The organism is Coriobacteriia bacterium (genome assembly GCA_030652115.1).
GTDB lineage: Bacteria > Actinomycetota > Coriobacteriia > Anaerosomatales > Anaerosomataceae > UBA6100.
Genome location: JAUSBK010000013.1, coordinates 57,682 through 80,241 on the forward strand (window position 1 = coordinate 57,682; position 22,560 = coordinate 80,241).

21 protein-coding genes are annotated in these 22,560 nt (G+C 67.6%); 12 read left to right on the forward strand and 9 right to left on the reverse strand.

Annotated elements, in window-relative coordinates; all coding sequences use genetic code 11:
* Positions 1 to 90 precede the first annotated feature (90 nt).
* The 3 genes from Q7W51_10760 to Q7W51_10770 all read right to left on the reverse strand — a co-directional run bounded on the left by Q7W51_10760 (position 91) and on the right by Q7W51_10770 (position 2,668).
* Positions 91 to 882: a DUF2808 domain-containing protein gene (locus Q7W51_10760; protein ID MDO8848852.1), complete on the reverse strand. Its 792-nt coding sequence runs from the start codon at positions 880 to 882 to the stop codon at positions 91 to 93.
* Positions 883 to 1,011: 129 nt separating this feature from the next.
* Positions 1,012 to 2,379 carry a PFL family protein gene (locus Q7W51_10765; GenBank protein MDO8848853.1) on the reverse strand — a complete coding sequence of 456 codons (1,368 nt, stop codon included), beginning with the start codon at positions 2,377 to 2,379 and terminating at the stop codon, positions 1,012 to 1,014.
* Positions 2,380 to 2,392: 13 nt separating this feature from the next.
* On the reverse strand, positions 2,393 to 2,668 hold the full coding sequence (locus Q7W51_10770; GenBank protein ID MDO8848854.1) for an ACT domain-containing protein: 276 nt from the start codon (positions 2,666 to 2,668) through the stop codon (positions 2,393 to 2,395).
* 77 nt (positions 2,669 to 2,745) lie between these two features.
* On the opposite strand from Q7W51_10770, the gene Q7W51_10775 reads away from it, so the two are divergent.
* Positions 2,746 to 2,964: a DUF951 domain-containing protein gene (locus tag Q7W51_10775; GenBank protein ID MDO8848855.1), complete on the forward strand. Its 219-nt coding sequence runs from the start codon at positions 2,746 to 2,748 to the stop codon at positions 2,962 to 2,964.
* Positions 2,965 to 2,975: 11 nt separating this feature from the next.
* Here the strand turns inward: Q7W51_10775 and Q7W51_10780 are convergent, their stop codons facing one another.
* Together Q7W51_10780 and Q7W51_10785 are read right to left on the reverse strand one after the other, a co-directional pair.
* Positions 2,976 to 3,719 carry a hypothetical protein gene (locus tag Q7W51_10780; protein MDO8848856.1) on the reverse strand — a complete coding sequence of 248 codons (744 nt, stop codon included), beginning with the start codon at positions 3,717 to 3,719 and terminating at the stop codon, positions 2,976 to 2,978.
* Between the two features lie 146 nt (positions 3,720 to 3,865).
* The gene (locus Q7W51_10785; protein MDO8848857.1) at positions 3,866 to 5,071 is read right to left on the reverse strand and encodes a CapA family protein; all 1,206 of its coding nucleotides are present in this window, start codon (positions 5,069 to 5,071) and stop codon (positions 3,866 to 3,868) included.
* A 170-nt stretch (positions 5,072 to 5,241) separates the two neighbouring features.
* On the opposite strand from Q7W51_10785, the gene Q7W51_10790 reads away from it, so the two are divergent.
* The 11 genes from Q7W51_10790 to Q7W51_10840 are packed head-to-tail and all read left to right on the forward strand — an operon-like array spanning position 5,242 to position 15,277.
* Positions 5,242 to 5,550, forward strand: a complete 309-nt coding sequence (locus Q7W51_10790) for a hypothetical protein (protein ID MDO8848858.1) — start codon at positions 5,242 to 5,244, stop codon at positions 5,548 to 5,550.
* A complete protein-coding gene (locus Q7W51_10795; protein MDO8848859.1) occupies positions 5,550 to 7,736 on the forward strand; it encodes a V-type ATP synthase subunit I in 2,187 nt (728 codons plus the stop codon). Before Q7W51_10790 ends, Q7W51_10795 begins: the two co-directional genes overlap by 1 nt.
* A complete protein-coding gene (locus tag Q7W51_10800; protein MDO8848860.1) occupies positions 7,733 to 8,236 on the forward strand; it encodes a V-type ATP synthase subunit K in 504 nt (167 codons plus the stop codon). The genes Q7W51_10795 and Q7W51_10800 overlap by 4 nt, the downstream gene beginning before the upstream one ends.
* Positions 8,237 to 8,245: 9 nt before the next feature.
* A complete protein-coding gene (locus Q7W51_10805; GenBank protein MDO8848861.1) occupies positions 8,246 to 8,827 on the forward strand; it encodes a hypothetical protein in 582 nt (193 codons plus the stop codon).
* 7 nt (positions 8,828 to 8,834) lie between these two features.
* A complete protein-coding gene (locus Q7W51_10810) occupies positions 8,835 to 9,827 on the forward strand; it encodes a V-type ATPase subunit (protein ID MDO8848862.1) in 993 nt (330 codons plus the stop codon).
* Complete coding sequence (locus Q7W51_10815; GenBank protein ID MDO8848863.1) at positions 9,824 to 10,156, forward strand: V-type ATP synthase subunit F; 333 nt, start codon at positions 9,824 to 9,826, stop codon at positions 10,154 to 10,156. Before Q7W51_10810 ends, Q7W51_10815 begins: the two co-directional genes overlap by 4 nt.
* A complete protein-coding gene (locus tag Q7W51_10820) occupies positions 10,157 to 11,923 on the forward strand; it encodes a V-type ATP synthase subunit A (GenBank protein ID MDO8848864.1) in 1,767 nt (588 codons plus the stop codon).
* Position 11,924: 1 nt separating this feature from the next.
* Positions 11,925 to 13,340: a V-type ATP synthase subunit B gene (locus Q7W51_10825; protein MDO8848865.1), complete on the forward strand. Its 1,416-nt coding sequence runs from the start codon at positions 11,925 to 11,927 to the stop codon at positions 13,338 to 13,340.
* The gene (locus tag Q7W51_10830; GenBank protein ID MDO8848866.1) at positions 13,337 to 13,531 is read left to right on the forward strand and encodes a hypothetical protein; all 195 of its coding nucleotides are present in this window, start codon (positions 13,337 to 13,339) and stop codon (positions 13,529 to 13,531) included. Before Q7W51_10825 ends, Q7W51_10830 begins: the two co-directional genes overlap by 4 nt.
* 2 nt (positions 13,532 to 13,533) lie before the next feature.
* Positions 13,534 to 14,175, forward strand: coding sequence for a V-type ATP synthase subunit D (locus Q7W51_10835; protein ID MDO8848867.1), 642 nt, complete (start codon positions 13,534 to 13,536; stop codon positions 14,173 to 14,175).
* 46 nt (positions 14,176 to 14,221) lie between these two features.
* Positions 14,222 to 15,277, forward strand: coding sequence for a M28 family peptidase (locus Q7W51_10840; GenBank protein ID MDO8848868.1), 1,056 nt, complete (start codon positions 14,222 to 14,224; stop codon positions 15,275 to 15,277).
* A gap of 262 nt (positions 15,278 to 15,539) precedes the next feature.
* Here Q7W51_10840 and Q7W51_10845 read toward each other — a convergent pair whose 3' ends face one another.
* From Q7W51_10845 to Q7W51_10860, 4 genes are all read right to left on the reverse strand, one after another.
* On the reverse strand, positions 15,540 to 16,883 hold the full coding sequence (locus Q7W51_10845) for a TldD/PmbA family protein (protein MDO8848869.1): 1,344 nt from the start codon (positions 16,881 to 16,883) through the stop codon (positions 15,540 to 15,542).
* Complete coding sequence (locus Q7W51_10850; protein ID MDO8848870.1) at positions 16,880 to 18,322, reverse strand: TldD/PmbA family protein; 1,443 nt, start codon at positions 18,320 to 18,322, stop codon at positions 16,880 to 16,882. Before Q7W51_10850 ends, Q7W51_10845 begins: the two co-directional genes overlap by 4 nt.
* A gap of 60 nt (positions 18,323 to 18,382) precedes the next feature.
* Positions 18,383 to 19,567 carry an NlpC/P60 family protein gene (locus tag Q7W51_10855; GenBank protein ID MDO8848871.1) on the reverse strand — a complete coding sequence of 395 codons (1,185 nt, stop codon included), beginning with the start codon at positions 19,565 to 19,567 and terminating at the stop codon, positions 18,383 to 18,385.
* A 153-nt stretch (positions 19,568 to 19,720) separates the two neighbouring features.
* Positions 19,721 to 22,549, reverse strand: coding sequence for a cytochrome c3 family protein (locus Q7W51_10860; GenBank protein MDO8848872.1), 2,829 nt, complete (start codon positions 22,547 to 22,549; stop codon positions 19,721 to 19,723).
* Positions 22,550 to 22,560: the final 11 nt, after the last annotated feature.

Sequence of the window (22,560 nt, forward strand, 5' to 3'; positions counted from 1 at the left end):
GGCAAGCGTGACAAAGAACACAACCCCGACTTTGACGAACGGTTTTCGGCGATGATAGACGGTCATTCCGTGCTTGCGAGCGGCGCCTCCTCACTGCGTCACCGTGTAGACCACGGTCGCCGTCAATGGTATCTCCGGATCGGTGGTCCACAGCGGCGTCAGAACGTAGTCGTCGACATAGCCGGCCGTGCCGGCCGTCTTCGCACCCGTGGCGGTCCCCGATACGAGCAGTCCAAGCTCAGTCCAGCTTCCGCCGACCGTGCGGGCGATGGTGTAGTTTGCTGAGGAGACGACCTGTACGCTGACCTGTCTCGCCGAGGTGGCGACACCCGGATCGATCGTCCCGAAGTCCACGGTCTGCCCCGAACCAGGCGTTGTGATCGTCATGCTGAGATACGGAGCAGCCACGATGCCGTACGTTTCGCCGCTGATGTTGATCGTCTGGTTCGTCGTCCCCTGACGCGTGAACGTCACGGACGGGATGCTGTACGTGCCCGCGGTTGAGGGGTTCACGACATTCCCGAACGCGATGTCGAAGCTGGTCCGCTGGGCGATGGGGGTGCCGAGCACGACCGTGACCGTTCGGTTGTCGGCGGCCACCGTCACCACGTCACCCGCGCCCGGGGAGGTTGCGCCCGAGGCATTGGTGTCGCTCGGGAAGGTCAGTGTGTAGCCGGTCACCGTCTCACCGTTGCCCGTACGGAAGCCGCCGAGATCGTAGGTGGCAGCGTTGTACGTGCCGTTCGGTGTGACCGTGATGGCGAAGTTGCCCCGGGCGGTCACGGCTTCGGCGACCGGGGCTGGCACCAGCGCGACCGCGACGACCGCTGCAAGCAATGCCTGCAACGCGATCCGCCGCCGTGCCGTGCCTGCGCGCAGCATGCTGCCGTTTGCTCCTTCGGATGTGCAACAGGGCACAACTATCCACATCATACATCGGCAAAGAGCAGGCCACCTGTAAGGCACGGGGCTTGTGAACCGACGAACGTGCCCGTGGGCGCGACGAACGCGCTAATTGCGCAGGCTTCCGAGTGGCGCGGGCATGCGCCCGCCGCGCGCGATGAGCTTCGCGCTGCTCCAGGCCGAGACGTCCATCACGGGCGCCGCGCCGAGCAGGCCGCCCCAGCTCGCGTGGTCCCCGGCCTTCTTGCCGGCCACGGGGATCAGCCGCGCTGCGGTCGTCTTGTTGTTGATGACGCCGATCGCGCAGGCGTCCGAGATGATACCGGCGATCGTCTCGGCGGGCGTATCGCCGGGGATCGCGATCATGTCGAGGCCCACCGAGCAGACCGCGGTCATCGCTTCCAGCTTCTCAAGATTGAGTGCGCCGCAGGCGACCGCGCGCACCATGCCTGCGTCCTCGGACACGGGAATGAACGCGCCCGAGAGGCCGCCGATCGATGAGGTGCCCATCGCGCCACCCTTCTTCACGGCGTCGTTCAAGAGCGCGAGCGCAGTGGTGGTACCCGGCGCGCCACAACGCTCGACGCCCATCGCTTCGAGGATGTCGGCTACGCTGTCGCCCTCGGCGGGGGTGGGAGCGAGCGAGAGGTCCACGATGCCCATCGCCACGCCGAGGCGGCGGGCTGCCTCGCGCGCCACGAGCTCGCCCGCACGCGTGATCTTGAAGGAGGTGGCCTTGATGGCCTCGGCCACCGCGGTGAGGTCAGCGGTCTCCGGCATCGCCGCAACGACCGCGCGCACCACGCCCGGGCCCGAGATGCCCACGTTCACCACCACGTCCGCCTCGCCGGCACCATGAACGGCACCGGCCATGAACGGGTTGTCCTCCACCATGTTCGCGAACACCACGAGCTTGGCGCAGCCGATGCTGTCCGCCTCGGCGGTGAGCGCAGCGGTCTCCTTGATGGTGTGCGCCATGCGCGCGATGGCGTCCATGTTGATGCCCGCACGCGTGGAAGCGACGTTCACCGAAGAGCACACGCGCTCGGTGGAGGCGAGCGCAGCGGGGATCGAGCGGATGAGCGCGTCGTCGGCGTGGCCGACGCCCTTTTGCACGAGCGCCGAGAAGCCGCCGATGAAGTCCACGCCCACTGCGGCTGCCGCGCGGTCCATCGCACGGGCCACCGGCGTGAGGTCGTCGCACGCACAGCGGCCGGCCACCGAGGCCACCGGGCTCACCGAGATGCGCTTGTTGCGGATGGGGATGCCGTACTCGCGCTCGATCGCCTCGCACACCGGCACCAGCCGCTCGGCCGCGCGCGTGACGCGCTCGTACAGTCGGCGGCTCATCTCTTCGGCGGTGTCGGCCGAGCACTCGGCGATGGAGATGCCGAGCGTGACCGTGCGGATGTCGAGGTGCTGCTGCTGCACCATGACGAGCGTTTCGGCGATCTCCTCCGGACTGATGCGGAGCATGATGTCCCTCCCGCTACACGCGGTGCATGAAGCGGAAGACGTCCTCCCGCTGCAACGTGATCTGCATGCCGATGCGCTCGGCCACCTCGGCCAGGCGCGCCTGCACGTCGTCGAAGGCATGCGCGTCCTCGTCGACCGTGACGAGCATCGTCATCGAGAAGATGCCGTCGATGATGGTCTGGCTGATGTCCTCGATGTTCACGGTGTTCTCGGCGAGCGCGGTCGCGATGGCGGCAACGATGCCCACCCGGTCTTCGCCGAGGACGGAAAGGACGGCTCTGGTCTTCATGGCTCCCCCGGATCTCAACGCATGGTCACGCGGTATACTCTACCCGCCTTCGCAGGGTCTGTCCGAGGGAGTGTACCGTGACCGTCCCCATCACGCCCATCAAGCTTGGCGATGTGGTGCGCCTCAAGAAGCCGCACCCGTGCGGCACCAATGAGTGGGAGATCACCAAGCTCGGGATGGACATCGGCCTCCGGTGCGTGGGATGCGACCGCAAGGTCCGCCTCGAGCGCTACGAGTTCGACCGGCGGTTCCGGGGCTTCATCACCCGCGAGGGGAGCGGCGGAGGGGCCGGGTAGGATCGGAGGGCCTACGAGCCGCCGGGCTGGGCGAGCTCGCCTTCGGCGGGGATCCGGTTGAACTGCAGGTGCACGTGATCGCCCGCGTTGGCCGTGTAACCCGCGAGCTGGATGTTGATCTTGTCGGACATCATCCGCACGGATGCCAGCTGCGTCACGCCGCCGAGAACGCGGTCGCCAGCCCTCACTTTCACGCCGTCCACGTGGATGAGAACGACGTCCACATCCTCGCGGCCCTCAGGCCGGATGTGGATCTCGTAGTCCTCGTACTTGTCGTACAACAGGTACGGCCGCACGTTGACGACGGTGCCGCTCACCGGTGACCAGACCGGCGTGCCCGGGTTGGCGCCCATGTCCGCAGCCGTGTCGGGTTCCCCCGTGCGATTGCTGCGCCAGAGCCTGAGGACGCACCCCGCCCAAACGTCGTCGTCAGGGTTGTCGCCGCCGTCCACGGGCGGAACCGCGTGCAGCTCCGACGCCAGCACCATGTCGGCGTCGGGGACGAGGGCGGTCATCGGCTGCGCAAGGTCGCCTGAGGCCTGATGGAAGGCCACGGCGGTGAGATCTCCGGGGTCGATCACGAGATGGATCCGCGTGCCGCCCTGTTGGGCGAAGACCGGAGTGGGGTCGCGCTCGGGTTCCTCAGCGCGCACGCTCGCAGCCACGGCCGCGGTTGAGGGTGTCGTCTCGGCTTCCGTTGCCGGACCGTCCCACATGAGCATCCACCCGATCGCGGCGAGGCCGACAATCGTCACGACCACCGTCATCAGGGGGTACGGAGACCGCCTGCGTTGTACGGGCCGGCGCGACCGCACACTGAGGCCGGTGTCGGGCATCGCGCCGCCGACCTGCGCAGCGGGACGTCGGGTGCGGACGCGCGTTCGCCCGGGCGCGGTCCGGCTCACGGGATCACCGCCGCCGAGTCGCCGGATATCTCCACCACGGTGTTGCGCTTGGCGGAGATCGCCTTGAGCCGTTCGAGAATGGTCGCCGCAGCTTGGCCCGTCACGTACTCGGGCCTCCCGTACTGGTCGAGGTACACGGGCGTCACCCGTACCGCGCCGATGCCGCTGGGGCCGATCTCGGCCTCGAGCACGAACGCCTCGCCGGTCTTGCGCGAGTAGTGGTCGAAGACGAAGTCGCCGAGGGAGTAGGCGATGAGCTTCCCGTTGTAGTACTCCACCGCCTGGATGACGTGCGGGTGGTGGGCGAGAACCATGTCGGCACCGGCATCGATCGCCTTGTGCGCATCGGTCACTTGTTCGGCGTTGCAGTCGTCCACGTTCTCGATGCCCCAGTGGAACGAGACGAGCACGTAGTCGTACGTGGCGTCGGCCGCGCGGATGGCTGCCTCCACCTCGGTCATGTTCATGCGGCCCTGCGCGATGCCCGCCCTCGTGTTCGTGGCGACGAAACCGTTCGGCAGGATGTGCGAGAACGCGAGGTAGGCCACTGTCGTGCCGTTCACATCGCGGACGGCGGGCGCCCACGCGGCGGCCTTGTCGGCGCCCGCACCGGAGTGGCCGATGCCGTTCGCGTCGAGGCGGGCGATCGTATCGAGCATGGCGTCGGTCCCGCAGTCGAGCGCGTGGTTGTTCGCGAGCGAGACGAAGTCGATGCCCGCAGCGGCGAGTGCCTCCACCCCGCGAGGGTCGCCCTTAAAGGTGTAGTCCTTGTCGGTGCGGCGTTCACCGAGGTCGGAGAGCGTGCTCTCCAGGTTGCCCACGGTGATATCGGCAGCGGCGAGTTGCGATGCCACCTCGGCAAGCGGCGCGGTGCCGCCTGACTTGTTGATGAGCACCCGCACCTGACGGTCAAAGTGCATGTCGCCCACAGCTGCGACCGTGATGGTCGTGGGGCCCGACGGCGCGGGGGGAACGGTGGCGACGGCGGAGTACGTGGACTCGATCCCTGCGGAGGCGTCGAGCGTGGGGGTCGGCTCGGCAGGTGCCGCGGTCGAGGGGCCGATGTGGCGCACTACGAACCCCGCGGCGGCGGTTGCAGCGAGTACGGCGAACACCGACGCAGCGACGATGATGAGCCGCTTGCGCCTCAGCTGGCGGGCCTCACGGCCTGCCTCGGTTCGATGTGTGGGTCTGGCGGGCATCGCGTCTGTCCGCTCATGGTCGGCCGCCATGCGGAATAAGAGGGTTCTGACGGGGTCGCTGCGTACTATACTGTATGGGTACATCGGCCGTCCCGCCCAGTGGTCAGCCCGGCACACTCGCCGATGTGATGACGTCACTGGCCAGGTCGAACTTCCGAGGGTGGGATCGCGTGGAGAAGCTCGAGAAGATACTGCACGCCGAGGACGCCGCACGCGCAGAGGCCGAGAACGCCCGCGCCACCGCCACAACGATGCTCAGCGAAGCGCGCGCCAAAGCCGCCGAATTGCTGCGCGCGGGCCGGGAGGACCTCCGCGACGCCGTGGCTGCCCGGAGAGAAGCCGTGCTCGAGCAGGCGCGTGCGGACGCCGCCGCGATCGCATCCGACGCCGAGGTCGAGGCCACCACACAGATGGATGCCGCCGAGGGCCGCGCTGATGACGCGACGACGGCCGTTCTTGACGCGCTGAAAGGGATCTAGTGGCCGTTGCGCGCATGCTCAAGGTCACGGTGCTCGCCCATCGTTCAGTGATGGACGACCTCGTGGCCCGCATGCAGCGAGCGGGGGTGCTCGAGATCGAGAGCCAGCCCGCCGAACTCCCGGCTGTTGAGGTCGCTGCCGACGATGAGCGGCTGCGCCGACTCGAGGAATACTTCGCATACGCGACTTTCGTGCGCGACTTTCTCGCGTCCTTCCACACCTCGGACCGCCCCTTCGGCGCATTCGTGTCCGAGAAGATCCATCTGAATACTGCCGAGTACGAGGCGATGCAGGCCGACTCCACGTTCCTGCAGGTCTACCGCGAGTGCGAGGCGATCTCCTCCCAGACCGCCACGCTCGAGCGAGAGCGCGCACGGCTCAAGTCGCTCGCCGACGATCTACTTCCGTGGGAGTCGCTGCACCTGCAGATCTCGCGGTGGAGCGGCACCGAGCATGTGGTGCTTTTCACTGGCATCGTGCCATCGGCCGAAGGTCCGGCCGTACGCCAGGCGCTGCGCGAGGTGACGCCCGACGTGACCGTCGAAGAGCTGCAGTCGGTACGCGGCAGGGCCGCGTGGGTCGTGATGGCGCACTGCTCGACGCTCGACGAGGTACAGGCGGCGCTGGCACTTACGAGCTTCCAGGAGGTTTCGTTCCCCGGGCTCGAGGACTCGCCGGCCGAGGAGCGCGCGATCGCGCTCGCTCGCGTCGAGGAGATCGGCGAGGAGCTGGAGCTGCTCGCCGCGTCGGCATACACGCTCGCCGAAGCACACTACGAGCAATCGGTGGCCCTCGTTGAAGCGGTCGGCTCCGATATCGATGCCGTTCGCGTACGGGAGCACTTCGGCAAGACCGATTGCACCTTCGTGGTGAGCGGCTGGGTGCGGGCGTCGCGGCGAGAGGAGCTTGAGGCGGCACTGGCGCCGCTCGGCACAGAGGTCGACGTCACGCTCCAGGAGCCGGCCGAAGACGACAACCCGCCGGTCGAACTCGACAACCCGCGGTTCATCCGCCCGTTCGAGGTTCTGACCGACCTGTACGGCCTGCCCCGCTACGACGAGATAGACCCCACGCCGCTCCTCGCGCCGTTCTTCCTGGCGTTCTTCGGGATCTGTGTCGGCGATGTCGGCTACGGGCTCATGCTCATCGCGGGTGCCTGGTACATCAAGAACAAGGTCGACGTGGCCCCCGGGGTCAAGCGGTTCATGGACCTGCTGATGGTGGGCGGCGGTGGAGCCATGGTGATGGGCGTGCTGTTCGGCTCATACTTCGCGCTGGACTTCTCTGTGATCCAGAAGTACGCGCCGCCGCTCGCTGCGCTGCGGGTCCTCGATCCGCTCGACCAATTGCCGACGTTCCTCATCATCACCATCGCGCTCGGCATCACACAGGTCACCTTCGGCGTGCTGCTCGCCACATACGATCTCGCACGCCGCGGCGACCGGGCCGCCGCGTTCTTCGACCAGTTCTCCACGGTACTGCTCTTCGTCGCCATCGCCGTGGCGGTAGCAGTCCCCTCGCTCACGCTCCCGGCAATCGTGATCGGCGTTGCCGGGACGGCCGTCTTCAAGGGCCGTGCACTCCAGGCAGCGATGGGTTCGACCGACGTGCCGGTGTGGGACCGGGCGCTCGGGGGTGCGTGGCTTGCGCTGGTAGTAGGTGCGCTCACCGGCTGGGCGTTCGGGCTGAGCCTGCCGCTGGGGTGGGCGGTCCTCGCGCTTACGGTCGTGGGACTCGCCATCTCGAAGACGACGCGGCGCACCCTGGTCGCGTTGCTCGGCGGCCTGTACGCGGTTTACGGGATGTCGGCGTTCATCGGCGACATCCTCTCCTATACCCGGCTGGCAGCGCTCGGTCTGTCCGGCGCGCTGGTCGGCATGGTGTTCAACACCATGGCGGGCATGGTCATTGAGGGTGCCGGAGGGCTGTTCGAAAGCGGCGGCACGGGTATCATCGGCGGCATCGTGGTCGTGGTCCTCGGCTCTCTGGTCTTTGTGGTCGGCCACATCTTCAACGTGGTCATCAACCTGCTCGGCGCGTTCGTACACCCGGCGCGTCTGCAGTTCGTCGAGTTCTTCAGCAAGTTCTACCAGGGCGGGGGGCGGATCCACCGCCCGTTCGCGAAGAGGACGAAGTCACTCGTGTTGCATGCCGGCGAAGCCCGGCAGAAAGGAGCGGGATCGTGAGCGATCTGTTCTTGAAGTTGAGCGGGGCCGACTGGGCGCTCATCGGTGGCGGCATGGCTGCCATCCTGGGCGGCATAGGCTCGGCTATCGGCATAACCATCGCCAGCTCGGTGGTCTCCGGAATCGTGACCGAGGACGGGGAGAAGTTCGGCAAGCTGCTCCCGCTCGCTGCCATGCCGGGCACCCAGGGCATCTACGGCTTCATCACGGCTATCCTCGCTCTGAGCTTCTTCGGGCTCATGGATGGCAGCCAGATCGGGATGGCCGGTGCGGACGGGTTCAAGGTGTTCCTTGCCTGCCAGCCGGTCGGCTGGTTGTGTCTGGTCACCGCGATCTACCAGGGCAAGACCGGGGCTGCAGCCGCAGGTGTCGTCGCGCGCCGCAGCGAGGACGCGGGCAAGGCTCTCATCTTCCCGGCGCTTGTCGAGACGTATGCGGTGCTCTCCCTCATCGTCACGATTCTGATGATGCTGGGTCTGCAGCAGGCCTTCGGACTCTAGGGGCGCTCAGTGGCGATCACCGATATCCTCACCCGCATCGAGACGGATGCAGCGGCCGAGGCGGCTGATGTCCTCGGCGCGGCGCAGGCCGAGTCAGCGCGCATCATCGCGCAGGCCGAAGCGGCGCTTGACGCAGAGCGGGTAGCGGCGATTGCCGCAGCCGAGCACGATGCCGCTGAAGAGGCGGCGACGCTACTCGCGAACGCGCGCCTCCGTGTACGCGATGATCTTCTCGGCCGCAAGCGTGCTCTTGCGGAGCGCGTGCTCGACCGCGCTCGCGGCCAGCTCGAGGCGCTGCCGGATAGCGAGTACCTCGAGATGATCGCTGCAGGGGTGGCGAAGGCGGCGACCGGTGGAGGCACGCTTGCTGTGGCCGCTGCGGACGCCAAGCGTCTCGCAGGGCTCCCGGCGCGGCTCGATGCGGCTGGCGTACGCGTCACGCCCGCGTCCGACCCCGCGCCGCTCGACCATGGCGTGCTCGTCACCGGCGATCGCGTGCGGCAAGAGATCTCCCCGGCCGCGCTCATCGCAGATCACCGCGACAGCTTGCTGTTGGTTGCCGCACGATCGCTCTTCGGCGGAGAGGAGTAGGGCCCGCGTGTACGGTCTGGCCGGCATAGGTGACGACATCCGCTACGGCTACGCCGTGGGGCGCGTGCGTGTGCTCGAAGGCCGGCTGCTGTCGCGCGCGACCTTCGAGCGGCTGCTCGATGCGCCGGATCTGCGCGAGCAGAAGCGGATCCTCGCCGAGACGCACATGGGCCGCTACATCGAAGACGCCGAGACCGCCGCCGACGTCGAACAGGCGCTCAACGCGTCGCTCGCCGACCTCTACGCCGAGTTCCTCGAGCGCGCCGACCTGCCTCCGGCGGTCGTCACGTTCTTCCAGATGCCGTACGACTATGCGAACCTGCGCGCCGCCTTGAAGGCGCGCATCCTCGGCGTTGGGGCAGGCGAGCTCTCCCCGCTCGGCTCGGTGCCTGCCGAGGCGTTTGCAGGCGACGGCGCGGAGCTGCCGGACGCGATGCGCAACCTGCTCACGATGTTCGACGATGCCGAGGAGCCGCCGGCGCTCGACGACGTTGAGGCGCTCGTGGACCGTGCGATGTTCGTGGCGCTTGCCGACGCGGCACGCGCGAGCAAGGTTCGCTTCCTGCGCGGACTTGCCACGTTGCGCATCGACCTAGCCAACGCGCGTCTGCTCATCCGGGCGCGTGCCAAGGGACTTCGCTCGGCCGAGGTGGTCTCTCGTCTCGTACCGGGCGGCTCGAAGGCGCTCGTGAAGCTCGCCTCCGGTCTGACGGGTATGGCTCCCGCCGATCTGGCCGCGGCGATCGTCGATACGCGCGTGCTCGGGGGGCCGAACGAGACCGAACTGGTGGATATCGAGCGCTTTGACATGATGGCTGACTCTCTCGTAGCCGAGCGCATGCTCGCGGCCCGGCGATCGCCCGGCGGTGCCGAGCCGGTGCTCGCGTACGTGCTTGGGCGTGAGGCCGAGGTGTTGCTGCTGCGCACGGCAGTGGTGGGCCGACTCGCCGGCCTCGACCGCGAGAGCGTGCGCGCCCGGTTGAAGGAGCGCATGTCATGAGCGGGATGCGCATCGCCGTGCTGGGCGACGCCACGAGCGTGGCGGGCTTCCGGCCGCTCGGCTTCGAGGTGATCGCGGTCGATCGTCCGGAGGACGCGCGCGACCGGTGGCCGGGGATCGTGCGAGGCGGCTTTGGCGCGGTGTTCGTGACGGAGCCGGTCTTCGCGGCCATCGGCGACCTGGTCGCCGAGATCGCGGACGAGCCGGTTCCGGCAGTGACGGTGATACCTGCGGCCGGCAGTGCCGGCGGCGTAGGCGCGGCCAAGCTCGACCGCGCGATAGAGCGTGCACTCGGCACGTCGGTGCCTCACAGGGAAGAGGAAGAGTAGATGGAACGTGGCACGATCGTGAAGGTCGCCGGACCCCTCGTGGTCGCCGAAGGCTTGAGCGGTGCGAGGATGTTCGACCTCGTCCGCGTGGGCGAACAAGGCCTGATGGGCGAGATCATCGAGATGCGCGGCGACCGCGCGTCGATCCAGGTGTACGAGGAGACCGAAGGCCTCGGCCCAGGCGATCCGGTGGAAGGCACCGGTGCGCCGCTGTCGGTCGAGCTCGGTCCGGGCATGCTCGGGGCCGTATATGACGGCGTGCAGCGCCCGCTCGATGTCCTCGAGCGGATCGCCGGCTCGTACCTCACGCGTGGCGTCTCGGCCCCGGGTCTCGACCGTGAGAAGCGCTGGGCGTTCACGCCCACGCTCTCGGCAGGCACGCACGTGACCGCAGGCGACATCATCGGCACCGTGCAGGAGAACGAGGTCATCGAGCACCGCATCATGGTGCCGCCGGGCATCGAGGGCGAACTGGTCTCGATCACGAGCGGTGAGCACACCGTGACCGAGCCGGTGGCGCAGCTCCGGCTGGCCGACGGCTCGACCCACGACCTCATCATGATGCAGTCGTGGCCGGTCCGCGTTCCGCGGCCGTACGCGCGCAAGATCTCGGCCGATGAGCCGCTCGTGACCGGCACGCGCGTGATCGACACGTTCTTCCCGCTCGTCAAAGGCGGTGTGGCGTGCATCCCCGGTCCGTTCGGCGCCGGCAAGACGGTCACGCAGCACCAGGTGGCCAAGTGGAGTAACGCCCAGGTGGTCATCTTCATCGGCTGCGGCGAGCGCGGCAACGAGATGACCGACGTGCTCATGGAATTCCCCGAACTCACGGACCCGTACTCGGGCTACCCGCTCATGAAGCGCACCGTTCTCGTGGCGAACACCTCCAACATGCCGGTGGCCGCGCGCGAGGCGAGCGTGTACACGGGCATCACTATGGCCGAGTACTTCCGCGACATGGGCTACGAGGTCGTGCTCCAGGCCGACTCCACCAGCCGCTGGGCGGAGGCGATGCGCGAGATCTCCGGCCGCCTCGAGGAGATGCCGGGTGAAGAAGGCTTCCCCGCGTACCTCGGCACCAGACTGGCAGCGTTCTACGAGCGGGCCGGGAAAGTCGAGACGCTGACCTCGGGCGAGACCCGCACGGGCAGCGTATCGGTCGTAGGTTCGGTGTCTCCTCCGGGCGGCGACCTGTCCGAGCCTGTGGTGCAGAACACCCTGCGAGTTGTGAAGGTCTTCTGGGCTCTCCAAGATACCCTGGCATACGAGCGCCACTTCCCGGCCATCGACTGGCTTACGAGCTACTCGCTCTACCTCGAGAAGCTGCGTCTGCACTGGGACGCGGACGTCTCGCCGGAGTTCCGCGTGCGCCGCGACCAGTGCATGGCGATCCTCCAGCGTGAGAGCGAGCTTGCCGAGATCGTGCGGCTCGTCGGCCTGGAAGCGCTCTCCGCCGAGGAGCAGATCCTCATGGAGACCGCCAAGTCCATCCGCGAGGACTTCCTGCAGCAGAACGCATTCCGCGAGGACGATCAGTTCTCATCGCTCGCCGAGCAAGACCTGTTGCTCAAGACGATCTTGCTCTTCCACTCCAAGGCTATCGAGGCACAGGCCGAGGGTGCGCCGCTCAAGGGCATCTTCGCGGCGCCGGTGCGCGAGCGGATCGCGCGGGCCAAGTACCTGACACTCAAAGACATCGCCGTCTTCGACGAGATTGCCTCGGAGATCGAGACGCAGCTCGTCAGCGAAGATGGGGAGGAGGCGTAACATGGCCCGCGAATACAGCACCACCCGCGACATCGTCGGGCCGCTTCTGCTCGTGGAGAAGGTCGCCGACGTGAAGTACGGCGAGCTCGTAGAGCTCGAGTTCCCCGACGGCACCAAGAGCCTCGGCAATGTGCTCGAGGTCAACCGCGACGTGGCGCTCGTCCAGTCATTCGGCGGCACGCGCGGTGCGAACCCGTCTCAGACGAAGGTGCGCTTCCTCGGGCGGTCGCTCGAACTCGGCGTGAGCCGAGACATGCTGGGGCGCGTGTTCGACGGCCTGGGCCGGCCGAAGGACGGCGGACCGGACATCATCCCGGAGGAGCGCCGCTCGATCTACGGCGACCCGATCAACCCGACGGCGCGCGACTTCCCCGACGACTTCATCCAGACGGGCATCTCGGCTATCGACGGCCTGAACCCGCTCGTGCGCGGGCAGAAGCTTCCGGTATTCTCCGGCTCGGGACTGCCGCACAACCAGCTCGCCGCGCAGATCGCCCGGCAGGCGTCGGTGCTCGCGAGGAGCGACGATCCCACCAAGGTAGGCGAGAAGCTCGAAGGCGAGTTCGCCGTGGTGTTCGCCGCGATGGGCATCACCTTCGAGGACGCCGACTTCTTCATCACCGAGTTTCGCAAGACGGCCGCCATCGAGCGCGCCGTGCTCTTCTTGAACCTCGCCGACGACCCGGCCGTCGAGCGCATCGCCACGCCGCGTATGGCGCTCACCGCTGCCGAGTACCTGGCGTACACGTGCGACATGCACGTACTCGTCATCCTCACCGACATGACCTACTACTGCGAGGCGCTCCGCGAGGTGTCCGCCGCGCGCAAGGAAGTGCCAGGCCGCCGAGGCTACCCGGGCTACCTCTACACGGACCTCGCGACCATCTACGAGCGCGCCGGTCGCGTGAAGGGCCGCAAGGGCTCGATCACCCAGGTGCCGATCCTCTCCATGCCCGACGACGACAAGACGCACCCGATCCCCGACCTCACCGGTTACATCACCGAGGGGCAGATCATCCTAGACCGGCCGCTTCACCGCTCGGGCGTCTACCCGCCGATCGCCGTGCTGCCCAGCCTGTCGCGCCTGAAGCAGAAGGGTATCGGTCCGGGCAAGACGCGCGAGGACCACGCCGACCTCAGCAACCAGCTCTTCGGCGCGTACGCGCGCGGCATCCAGGCCAAGGAACTCGCCGTCATCCTCGGCGAGGCGGCGCTCTCGGACACGGACAAGGCGTTCGTGGCCTTCGCAGACGCATTCGAAGACCGCTTCATCCGCCAGGGCGAGCACGAGGAGCGGAGCGTGGAGCGCACGCTCGAGATCGGCTGGGAGCTCGTCGCGTTGCTGCCCACGACCGAGCTCAAGCGCATTAAGGACGAGTTCATCGCGAGATACCTGAAGGAGACGGTCGAGGCGTGAGGGACGTCCTCATCATCCTGCTCTTCGCCGGCCTGGGCGGCATGCTCGTCTACCAGGTCTACATGATCGTGTGGGCGAAGAAGGTCGCCGACAGGGTGCCGAAGACAGTGACCGTGCTGCGGATCATCAACATCGTGGCGCTACTCGCCGCCACCGGGCTCATCGGCTACGTGCTGCTGGTGAGGGGGTAGCGATGCCGCAGATCCGCGCCAACCCGAACCGCATGGAGCTCCTGAAGCTGCGTCGTCGCGGAGTCACTGCCAAGCGTGGCCACAAACTGCTCAAGGACAAGCTCGACGAACTCATGAAGGAGTTCCAGGCCCGCATCACCGACAACCGGCGCCTGCGTCGCGATGTCGAGCGCGAGCTCCAGGCGGCGTTCGGACTGCTGTCGATCGCCCGCACCGAGGCTGGGAGCGGCGCCCTCGCGTCGGCGCTCATGGCCGGAGAGGCGCTGCCGCTGCTCGAGGTGGCCGAGAAGAGCCTCATGAGCGTGCGCGTGCCCGTCTTCACCCTCGGCGAGCTGCCCGAGCCGGGCGGCTACTCGCTCGCGACCACGCCGGCGGTTCTCGACACAGCGCTCGCACGGCTCGCCACGGTGGCGCCGCGAATGCTGGAACTCGCCGAGCGCGAGAAGGCGATCGAGCTGCTGGCGGCCGAGATCGAGCGCACCCGGCGCCGCGTGAACGCCCTCGAGTACGTGCTCATCCCCACCATCGAGGCGACGATCCGCGACATCACGATGAAACTCGACGAGGCCGAGCGCGGCAACCTCACCCGGCTCATGAAGGTGAAGGACATGATCGCGCAGCAGGAGGCGGCCGAAGGGCGGTAAGCTGTACGGAGTGGCCGAGTGATTGCTCGCGAAGGGCGGTCTACTGGTGAGGCTCCGGACCACGGTGCTTGCCGCGGGAGCGGTGGTCGGCGTAGCGGCGATCACCGCAGTCATCGTGTTCGGCGCGTTGCGTGCCCCGGCGCCCGACGTGAGCGACCTCGCCACGAGGGAGAGCACGCGCACCCTCGAAGCCACCGGAGCGGCCACGCCTCCTGCGGTCCAGACCGCCGACCCCGCAGCGACGCTCGCTGCAGTGCAGCCGCAACCGCTCACCGCCACACCTCTCGAGCGTCGGAAGTTCGATGTGAGCGCAGCAATGGCGCACGTCCGTGCGCTGGAGGCGTTCGGCGTGCGCAAGGGCGGCTCGGCGGCCGAAGCGGCTGCCGCCGCCTACATCCGGGACCAGTTGGTCGCACTCGGCCTGAACGCGCGCATCGAGGAGTTCCCGCTCCCGAACAGCACTACGAGCTGCAACGTCGTTGCCCGGGTGCAGGGCTCGAGCGACGTGGTGCTCGTGCTCGGAGGGCACATGGACAGCAAGCCGCCCTCGCCGGGAGCGAACGACAACGGCACGGGTTGCGGGGCGCTCCTGGAGATCGCCGAGATCGTGGCCGCCGACCCAGTGGTACCTACGATCGAGTTCGTCTTCTTCGGCAGCGAGGAGATCATCGACGGTGGGGCCGACTGGCACCACTTCGGCTCGCGGTACCGGGTCTCGCAGATGTCCGCTGCCGAACGTGCGAAGACCGCCGGGATGATCTCGCTCGACATGATCGGCTACGGCTCGGCGTTCCACTCCCGCGCGATGCTCAAGGCCCCCGCCACGCTCTCGGACATGGTGCTCGCGCATGCGAAGAGCATGGGCATCGGAATGACCTTCAAGCAGGACACGTCGTCGACCGGCCTGAGCGATCACGAGGCATACGAGAAGGCGGGGATGCCCGCCACGTGCGTATGCTGGCGCACCGACCCGGTCTATCACACGGCCCAGGACGTCTCGCCGCATGTGGAAACGGCGAAGGTCGCGACCGCGGGCAAGCTGGTGCTCGACTTCGTGCGCAGCCTCGATGCGGCCGAGCTCGCCGCTCTGACGGCTCGCTAGCCTGCCGCTCATCCGCTCAGCAGTGAGCCTCGACCGTTCGTCGCTTGCCCACGGTCCGGTCGTCGAAAGTGGCTCTCGAGGCCTAAAGTCCCAGGTCAGGACGTCCGATGAAGTGAGTGTCAGGATAGTCGGATAGCAACCTGACAGACCGTCCGGCCCGATGGTGGCGCCCCTCCATTCGGAGGGCCGGACAGCGCTCGCAATAGGCCCCGGGGGTCCGAACCCGGGGCCTCCTTCATTCTCTGGTGCGCCGTGCGCGGCGCTACCCGGTCTGGCCGGTGAACTCCCAGCGATCGAGCAAGAGCGCCGGCACGAGCGTGGCACCGCCCTCTCCGGGTCCCACCAGCACGCGCTCGGCGCCGATCGCGCCGAGGTGCGAGAACGCGTCGAGAATGCCCTGGGTGAATCGGAGGTTCTTGAGCGGGCGCGTGAGCTGGCCGTTTTCGATCATGAAGGTGCCGTCGCGCGTCATGCCCGTGAGCACGAGCTTCATCGGCTCCTCGACGTTCACGTAGTGGAACCGCGTGACGTACACGCCGCGCTCCACCGACGCGATCATGTCGGCCTCGGTGGTATCGCCAGCGCCCATCTTGAGGTTGAGCGCCAGGGGCCCGTACGGGTTGGGCGCGGGGAGCGCGTGGCCTGTATTCGGCAGCCCGAGTTTGGCCGCGAAGTACGAGTCGGTCACCACGCCGCGCGCCACGCCCGCTTCGATCAGTGGCACTCGCTGCCGGAGCTGTCCCTCGAAGTCTATGCCGAGACCGATGGTCTTGGGGGCGAGCGCGTCGTCGGAAATGGTGATGCGAGGATCCACGAGCTGCTCGCCGATGCGGCCGGCGAGGAAGGACCCCTCTTCGGAAAGCGGCTTGGCACCGAAGCCGAGCCATCCCATGAACTCGAGGATGTCGCTCACCGCTTCAGGCGCGAGGACCACGGTGTAGGTGCCGGGATCGAGCGTCTCGGGTTCTGCCGAACGTGCGGCGGTGTCCGCCGCGCGGGCGCCCATGGCGGCCGGGTCGAAGCCTGCGGTGCTTGCGCCGAGCCACGAGGCCCAGCCGCTGCCACCGGACGCGCCCATGGTGAGGACGGTCGCGCGGACGTCTCCCGAAGAGGTGGCACGCGCCACGCCGCGGGAGTTTGCGACTGCAAGCGAGTAGAGGCTCTGCGAAACGGTGCCGGCAGCGACAAGCCCCGCTGCGGATGCGGGAGCGATGATCGCAGCTGCTGCCTCGGCGCGCCGGGAAGCGTCGAATACGGTCACGCCGGCGGTGTCCCGCCCGGCCAGGACGCCGGACTCACCCGCGGGCAGTCCGGGAAAGCCCGGGTCTTCGGGGGCATGCCGGGCAGCCTCCACGGCTGCGGAGGCGCAGCGTGCGAGCGCCTCCTCGTCGAGCAGATTGGTGCTCGCCACGCCGGTACGCGTGCCGAGCGCGGCGCGCAGGGTGAGCCGCGTGTCTCTCTCGGCGACGTTCTGGTGGATGCGGTTGCCCGCGAAACGTGTGAGCGCGGCGCTGCCCGATGTGACGACGGCCTCCGCCTCGTCTGCGGCGGTCAGTCCCACAGCGCGGGTTGCGAGGGCGAGCGCCTCTTCGGCCGAAAGCCTCATCGTCCCACCCCCACCCGGACGTTCGTGAAGCGCGCGGGAGCCGCTCCGTGGGCCACGTGGGCGACCTGCATCGGCTCGCCCTTGCCGCAGTTGGGGATCCCCCACACCTGCCAGTGGTCGCGGTTGCCCACCGCGTCGCACGAGCCCCAGAACTCCGGTGTGATGCCCGTGTAGTTGGGGTTCTTGATCATCCGGCCGAGTTTCCCGTTCGTGATCTCCCAGCCGATCTCGCAGGCGAACTGGAAGTTGAGCCTGCGGTCATCGATCGACCACGAGTTGTTCGTCTCGAAGTAGATGCCGCGCTCTGTGTCGGCGATGAGGTCGGGGAGCGTCCAGCTGCCCGGCTCGAGGCTCACGGTGGTCATGCGTACGAGCGGCTGCCGGTTCCAGCCGTCCGCGCGCATGCAGCCGTTCGACGTGCGGCCGATCTCGAGGGCTGACTCGCGTGAGCTCTGGAAGCCGGTGAGGATACCGTCGCGGATGAGGTAGTCGCGCTGCGCCGGCACGCCCTCGTCGTCATAGCCGAAGGCCCCGAGCGAGCCGGGGATCGTCGCGTCGGCGGTCACGCTCACGTGTTCGGAGCCGTAGCGCAGCGCGCCGAGGTCGGTGAGCCCGACCCACGACGTGCCGGCGAAGGCGGCCTCGTCGCCGAGTACGCGGTCGAGCTCGGTGGGGTGGCCGATCGACTCGTGCACCTGGAGGGCCACCTGCGAGCTGTCGATGATGACCGTCGTCATCTCGGCGGGACACGGTGCGGCCGAGAGCAGCGCGGCCGCCTGCTCGCCTACGCGTGGAGCGTTGCCTGCCAGGTCGAGTGCGAGGATCGCCTCCCAACCGCCCTGCACCGCCTGCCCACCGTGCGAGTTGGGGTAGGAGCGGGGCAGCATCTCGCCGCCGCCGAGCGAGTAGGCCGTGATGCCGGCCTGGCTCTCGAAGTACGACTGCTCGATCATCGAGCCTTCGGTCGAGCCGAAGAGCTTCTTCACGTGGAGGAAATCCATCGCCGAGGACGAGATCCGAACGGCCTCTTCGGCGCGCATCGCCTCATCGGCGGCGAGGAGGAGCGCGAGCTTGTCGTCGAGCGAGATGGAGAAGGGGTCGGTCTCGCACGGTCCGGTCCAGGTGTCCGTGTAGGCGCCGACGTCGGCCAGACGGACCGGCGCGAGCAGGGTGCTCGCAGCGGCGCGGGCGAGCGCCACCGCCTCGTGGGCTGCGGCGCGGATGCCGTCGGGCGTGATTTCGCTCGTGGCGGCGAAGCCCCAGGCGCCGTCGGCGATCACGCGAACGCCGATGCCGAGCGACTCGGCGTTCTCGATGCCCTCGACGCGCCCTGTTCGGACGGAAATGGTCTGCTGTCTCGTCTCGACGACGCGCGCATCCGCATAGCGTGCACCCGCCGTCTGTGCGGCGTCGAGCGCGAGCGCAACAAGGTCCCTCATGCGGCCTCCAGGTGTTCGTGCGAGACGATGATGAGCGGCGCGATGCGCCAGCGAGTCAGCCTACTGCACCGCGGTTGTCGGGTCGACGACAGCGCCCGTGATCGGAGAGGTTCGGTACTGCCAGTCGTACCGGCGGGCGCCCGCGTAGTCCTTGCGGTCGGCGAGCTTGGAGAGCTTCACGTAGTCGCCCGTGCGCGGCGCGTGGATGAAGTACCCGGCTCCGACATACATGCCCACGTGGTAGACGGGGGAGCCGAAGAACACCACGTCGCCGGCCTTAAGGTCCGCTGGCGCGACCTTCTCGCCGAGCTGGAACTGGGCCCCGGAGTAGTGCGGCAGGCGCACACCGTGCTGGTTCATCACGTACATGACGAGCCCGGAGCAGTCGAAACCGCTCGGCTTGGCACCGCCCCAGAGGTAGGGGACACCGTGATAGGCGAGTGCGGTCTCGACCGGCGAGCCGGGCTCGACCACGATGCCGGCCCGGTTTGCCCCGGCGAGCACCTGACGGAGCAACTCCGCCTCGGCAAACTGACGCTCGGATGCCCGGCTATCGAGCAGCGCGAGCAGCTCGGTCTGTGCGGCGGCGAGTAGGGTCTCACGCTCCTGGATGCGGATCATGACCTCGATCTGGCGTGCCTGCAGCTCGAACTCGAGCGAGCGGGCGTGCAGCGCCTCGTCCTCGAGCTCGGCCGCCTGGATCGAGATCTGGTCGCGCTGGGCGGCAAGCGCAGCAGCAATATCCGCGTCGCTCTGGCCGATGGCGTGCAGGAACTTGATGCGCGCCAGGAAGTCGGAGACCGACTTGGAGCCGAGCAGGATCTCGATGACGTTGAGATCACCGCTGCGGTAGATGTCGCGCGCACGCTCCGAGAGCGTGTCTTGCTGTATCTCGAAGGCGATCTCGGCGTTGGCGAGGTCCTCCTTGGTCGAGCTCAGGTGTTCTCTCGTGGCCTCGAGCTCCATGACGGCCTTGTTGTAGGCCTCGGCAGCGATCGCGAGTTCCCGGTCGAGTTCGTCGAGCTGCGCCTCGAGTTCGTCGAGCGCAGCCTGCTTGGCCGCCAACTCGGCGCGGAACGCCGCGGTCTCGGCATCGGTAGGCGCCAGGACCGGACTCTCGGCGGCGGGGACCGGTGCTTGGGGCGCGGGTGTGGTGGTCGCCGTCTCGGACGGGACCGCGAAAGCCGGCGCGGAAAGCAACGCGAAGGCGGTTACCAGGGCAACCGTCCGCAGTAGAAATCCCATATGAGTCGTCTTCCTCATGGTGCCTTTCTTGTCAGCACGACTCTCGCACACCGACCTTACCCAGTTCTTGCGAAAACCTTGCCGAGTTTGCCCTTGGCGCAAACACTAGCCGTTGAGCGCCAATGATACACCCCGCGCACCACTCCTTTGAGCCTACCAGGTATCGGTGAACGTGTTCGAGTGCGTGCAGCCGGTATCACATCTGCTTGAGCTCCAGTTCGAGTACGTGTAGCTCTGCAGCTCGACTGCGTACAGCCTGGTCGATGCGTACGTGCCCTCCGTCGTGTAGCCGAGCAGCCGCGGCCGCTTCCAGCCGTGCGGGACCCCGACATGGCAGAAGTTGCACTGGCCTTTGGCGAGCGTGGTGTGACTGCTGTGCGTGTCGTTGCAGGCGTCGAGGTTCGTGTGGCACTTGGCGCAGATGTTGGTCGTGTTGCTCATGCCGGATACCGTGCCGCTGAGATTGGTCGTCCGCCAGTTGGTCGGGTATGCAGGATCGATGATCCAGTTGGTGCTCGATCCGTGCGGTCCCTTCGCCTGTGTGGCCGAGTTCTGGTCGTTCGTGTGGCAGTCCGTGCAGGTCATCATGGAGCTGATGGTCCAGCCGGTCTGCAGGAAGTCCGCGGCCGGCGGTGTCGTCCAGGTGTACGAGGTTCCGTTCACCGTGAACGCGTTCTGCATGCCCACGCTCTGGCCGAGCACGTTGTGCACGCTGAAGTTGCTCGGATTGAACTCCATGGCGATATCGGTCGTGCCGGCAGGTAGCGCGGTGACGTTGGCGCTGTGGCACTTGAAGCACAGGTACGCTTCGGTATCGGTCGTCGCCCCGGTCAGCCGAAGCGGCGTGTACACAGCAGGGCTCGTCCAGTTGTAGGTTCCGGGGTTGGTAATGATTGTCGGCGTCGTCTGGGTGATGTCCCGCACCGCGTCGCCATACAGGGGGACCACACCCCAGGCGCCGAAGACCGCGCTGCCCGGACCGCTCGAGTTCGTGCCAGGCCACGCGGTGTCGTGGACCGCCGAGGCGGATACCTTCTTGGTCACATGCGGATCATGGCAGTCGGTGCACTCGGCGTGCATCGTCGCGCTGATGTCCGCGGCGTCTTCGAGGTCCGAGTGCGCACCGGTTGTGTCGGCGGGATCGTGCGAGTTGGCCAAGATCGCCTTTGTGATCACATCTTTGGCGCCCGCCGCCCTCCGGCTCGTGACACCGGACCCCAGGCTGGTCGTGCCGTTGCCGTGGCACTGATAGCAGAGGTTCTGCTCCTGCGAGGAGGGTGCGTCGGCCGCATCGTTCTCGCGGGTGCCCGCGTTGAGCCCGCTTGCACCGGTGGGCATCGTCCACGCCGTCAGGCGCGGGAAGTTCGACGCGTGCGGGTCGTGACAGGCCGCGCAGGTCGCCTGCCCGTTGGCGGCCGAGACGGTGTAATGCCCCGAACTGGTGAAGCCGAGGGTCGAGTCCGCGCCGATGGCCGACTTGTTCCACGTCAGGAAGTACGGTGACGCGCTCTGGTCGGAGAACGCCACATCGTACGGCACGAGCACGGTCGCCGTATTGGCCGCCGTGGTGGGGGCGGTGCCGTCGTGGCACTCGAGGCAGAACGCCGTGGCGGTGCCGGCGTAGGTGGTCTTCGTATTGCTCGGCAGCGAAGCGCGCACGAGTTGCCACACCGTGCCGGCAGCGCCCTTCTGCACCGCGTGGACGTTGTGGCAGTTGGCGCAGGTGAGCGACCCCGCCGCCGTCGGATGGTGCGACGCCTTGCCGAACTGCGCAGCCACGTCCCGGCCGTTCCAGGCGAAGTTCGTGTTGCCGGTCGCCGTCCCGGCCGCGATCTCAGCGGCATAGCCGCTGGCGCTGTGGCATGCGTAGCAGAGCTCTGCCTGCGCGTAGGTGCCGTCTGCCGAGGTGGCGCTGCTGTCGTCACCGCGGTACGCGATGAGCTTGTCGGCAGCCGAGGCGTGCTTGGCGTGGCAGGCTTCGCACTGGATCCCGGGGTTGGTCTGGTGGCCGTCGGCGTTCGCGAACACGCCCGAGGTGCTGTGCGCCGCGCTCGCACCGTACGTGTGGTCGCCAGCCGTGCGGTCGTACGCGCCGGTGCCGGCGTTGAAGTCCAGCGCCGTCGTGCCGCTACCGTGACACTGCAGGCAGAACGCGTTGCCGGCCGGCACGGCATCGGTACTGTAGTAGTAGCTGGCGTCGGAGATCTCGGCGCGCAAGAGCTGCGTGTACGAGCTCGCGTTCAGCTTGGTGCCGGTAGCCGGGTCCACGTAGTACGGGCTCTTGTGCGGCGTGTGGCACGTAGTGCACTCGGTCTCGTTGTCGATCATGTACTGGTTGTAGTGGCGCGAGAGCGTGGTCGGGATGGTCTGACCCGAGGTGTAGTCGTAGAAGTCGCGCTGGACGTTTCGCACCGCTTTGTCGCCATAGCTCTTGGTGGCGTCGGTGTTGCCATGGCAGCGATAGCAGCCCCATGTGGACGCTGCCCCGAGGTAGCCCTCGGGCGGCGCTCCGTGGACGCTGTGGCAGAGCTGGCAGTTGTAGGTGGCGTATCCGGAGCGCACGCCGCCGTGGACGTTCGGCACGATGTTGCTCGAGACGGCCTTGTTGCCGGTCGTGGTGTTCGTTGCGACCACCATGTAGTAATAGGTGTACTTCTTGGCCAGTTCGTCGGCCTTCGGCGTCACGGTCTCTGTCGTGTTCGAGGTCGTGAGGACGAGCTCACCGTTGGCGAGGTACGTGGCGATCGTCATCGGCACGTCGTCGCGATAGACCTGGTACTGGATCGAGCCGGCGTCGGTATCGGTGGACGCGGTCCACCAGATGGTCACGCCGATACCGCCCTGGTACACGGTGGCATCCCTCACGCCCGGCGCAACAGGAGTGGCCAGAGCAACGGACGGCACTGCAAGGGCCACGACCGTCACCGCCAGACACCACGAGAGACGGGTAGACCACTTCGCGCGTCCGCGAGTGGCAGCCATCGTACTCGACC

Bases quoted from the DNA above. Each gene is read 5' to 3' on its own strand.
- Q7W51_10855 (MDO8848871.1), bottom strand. From the start codon at position 19,567: ATGGGATTTCTACTGCGGACGGTTGCCCTGGTAACCGCCTTCGCGTTG.
- Q7W51_10820 (MDO8848864.1), top strand. From the start codon at position 10,157: ATGGAACGTGGCACGATCGTGAAGGTCGCCGGACCCCTCGTGGTCGCC.
- Q7W51_10765 (MDO8848853.1), bottom strand. From the start codon at position 2,379: ATGCTCCGCATCAGTCCGGAGGAGATCGCCGAAACGCTCGTCATGGTG.
- Q7W51_10760 (MDO8848852.1), bottom strand. From the start codon at position 882: ATGCTGCGCGCAGGCACGGCACGGCGGCGGATCGCGTTGCAGGCATTG.
- Q7W51_10835 (MDO8848867.1), top strand. From the start codon at position 13,534: ATGCCGCAGATCCGCGCCAACCCGAACCGCATGGAGCTCCTGAAGCTG.
- Q7W51_10770 (MDO8848854.1), bottom strand. From the start codon at position 2,668: ATGAAGACCAGAGCCGTCCTTTCCGTCCTCGGCGAAGACCGGGTGGGC.
- Q7W51_10785 (MDO8848857.1), bottom strand. From the start codon at position 5,071: ATGCCCGCCAGACCCACACATCGAACCGAGGCAGGCCGTGAGGCCCGC.
- Q7W51_10850 (MDO8848870.1), bottom strand. From the start codon at position 18,322: ATGAGGGACCTTGTTGCGCTCGCGCTCGACGCCGCACAGACGGCGGGT.
- Q7W51_10815 (MDO8848863.1), top strand. From the start codon at position 9,824: ATGAGCGGGATGCGCATCGCCGTGCTGGGCGACGCCACGAGCGTGGCG.
- Q7W51_10860 (MDO8848872.1), bottom strand. From the start codon at position 22,549: ATGGCTGCCACTCGCGGACGCGCGAAGTGGTCTACCCGTCTCTCGTGG.
- Q7W51_10825 (MDO8848865.1), top strand. From the start codon at position 11,925: ATGGCCCGCGAATACAGCACCACCCGCGACATCGTCGGGCCGCTTCTG.
- Q7W51_10845 (MDO8848869.1), bottom strand. From the start codon at position 16,883: ATGAGGCTTTCGGCCGAAGAGGCGCTCGCCCTCGCAACCCGCGCTGTG.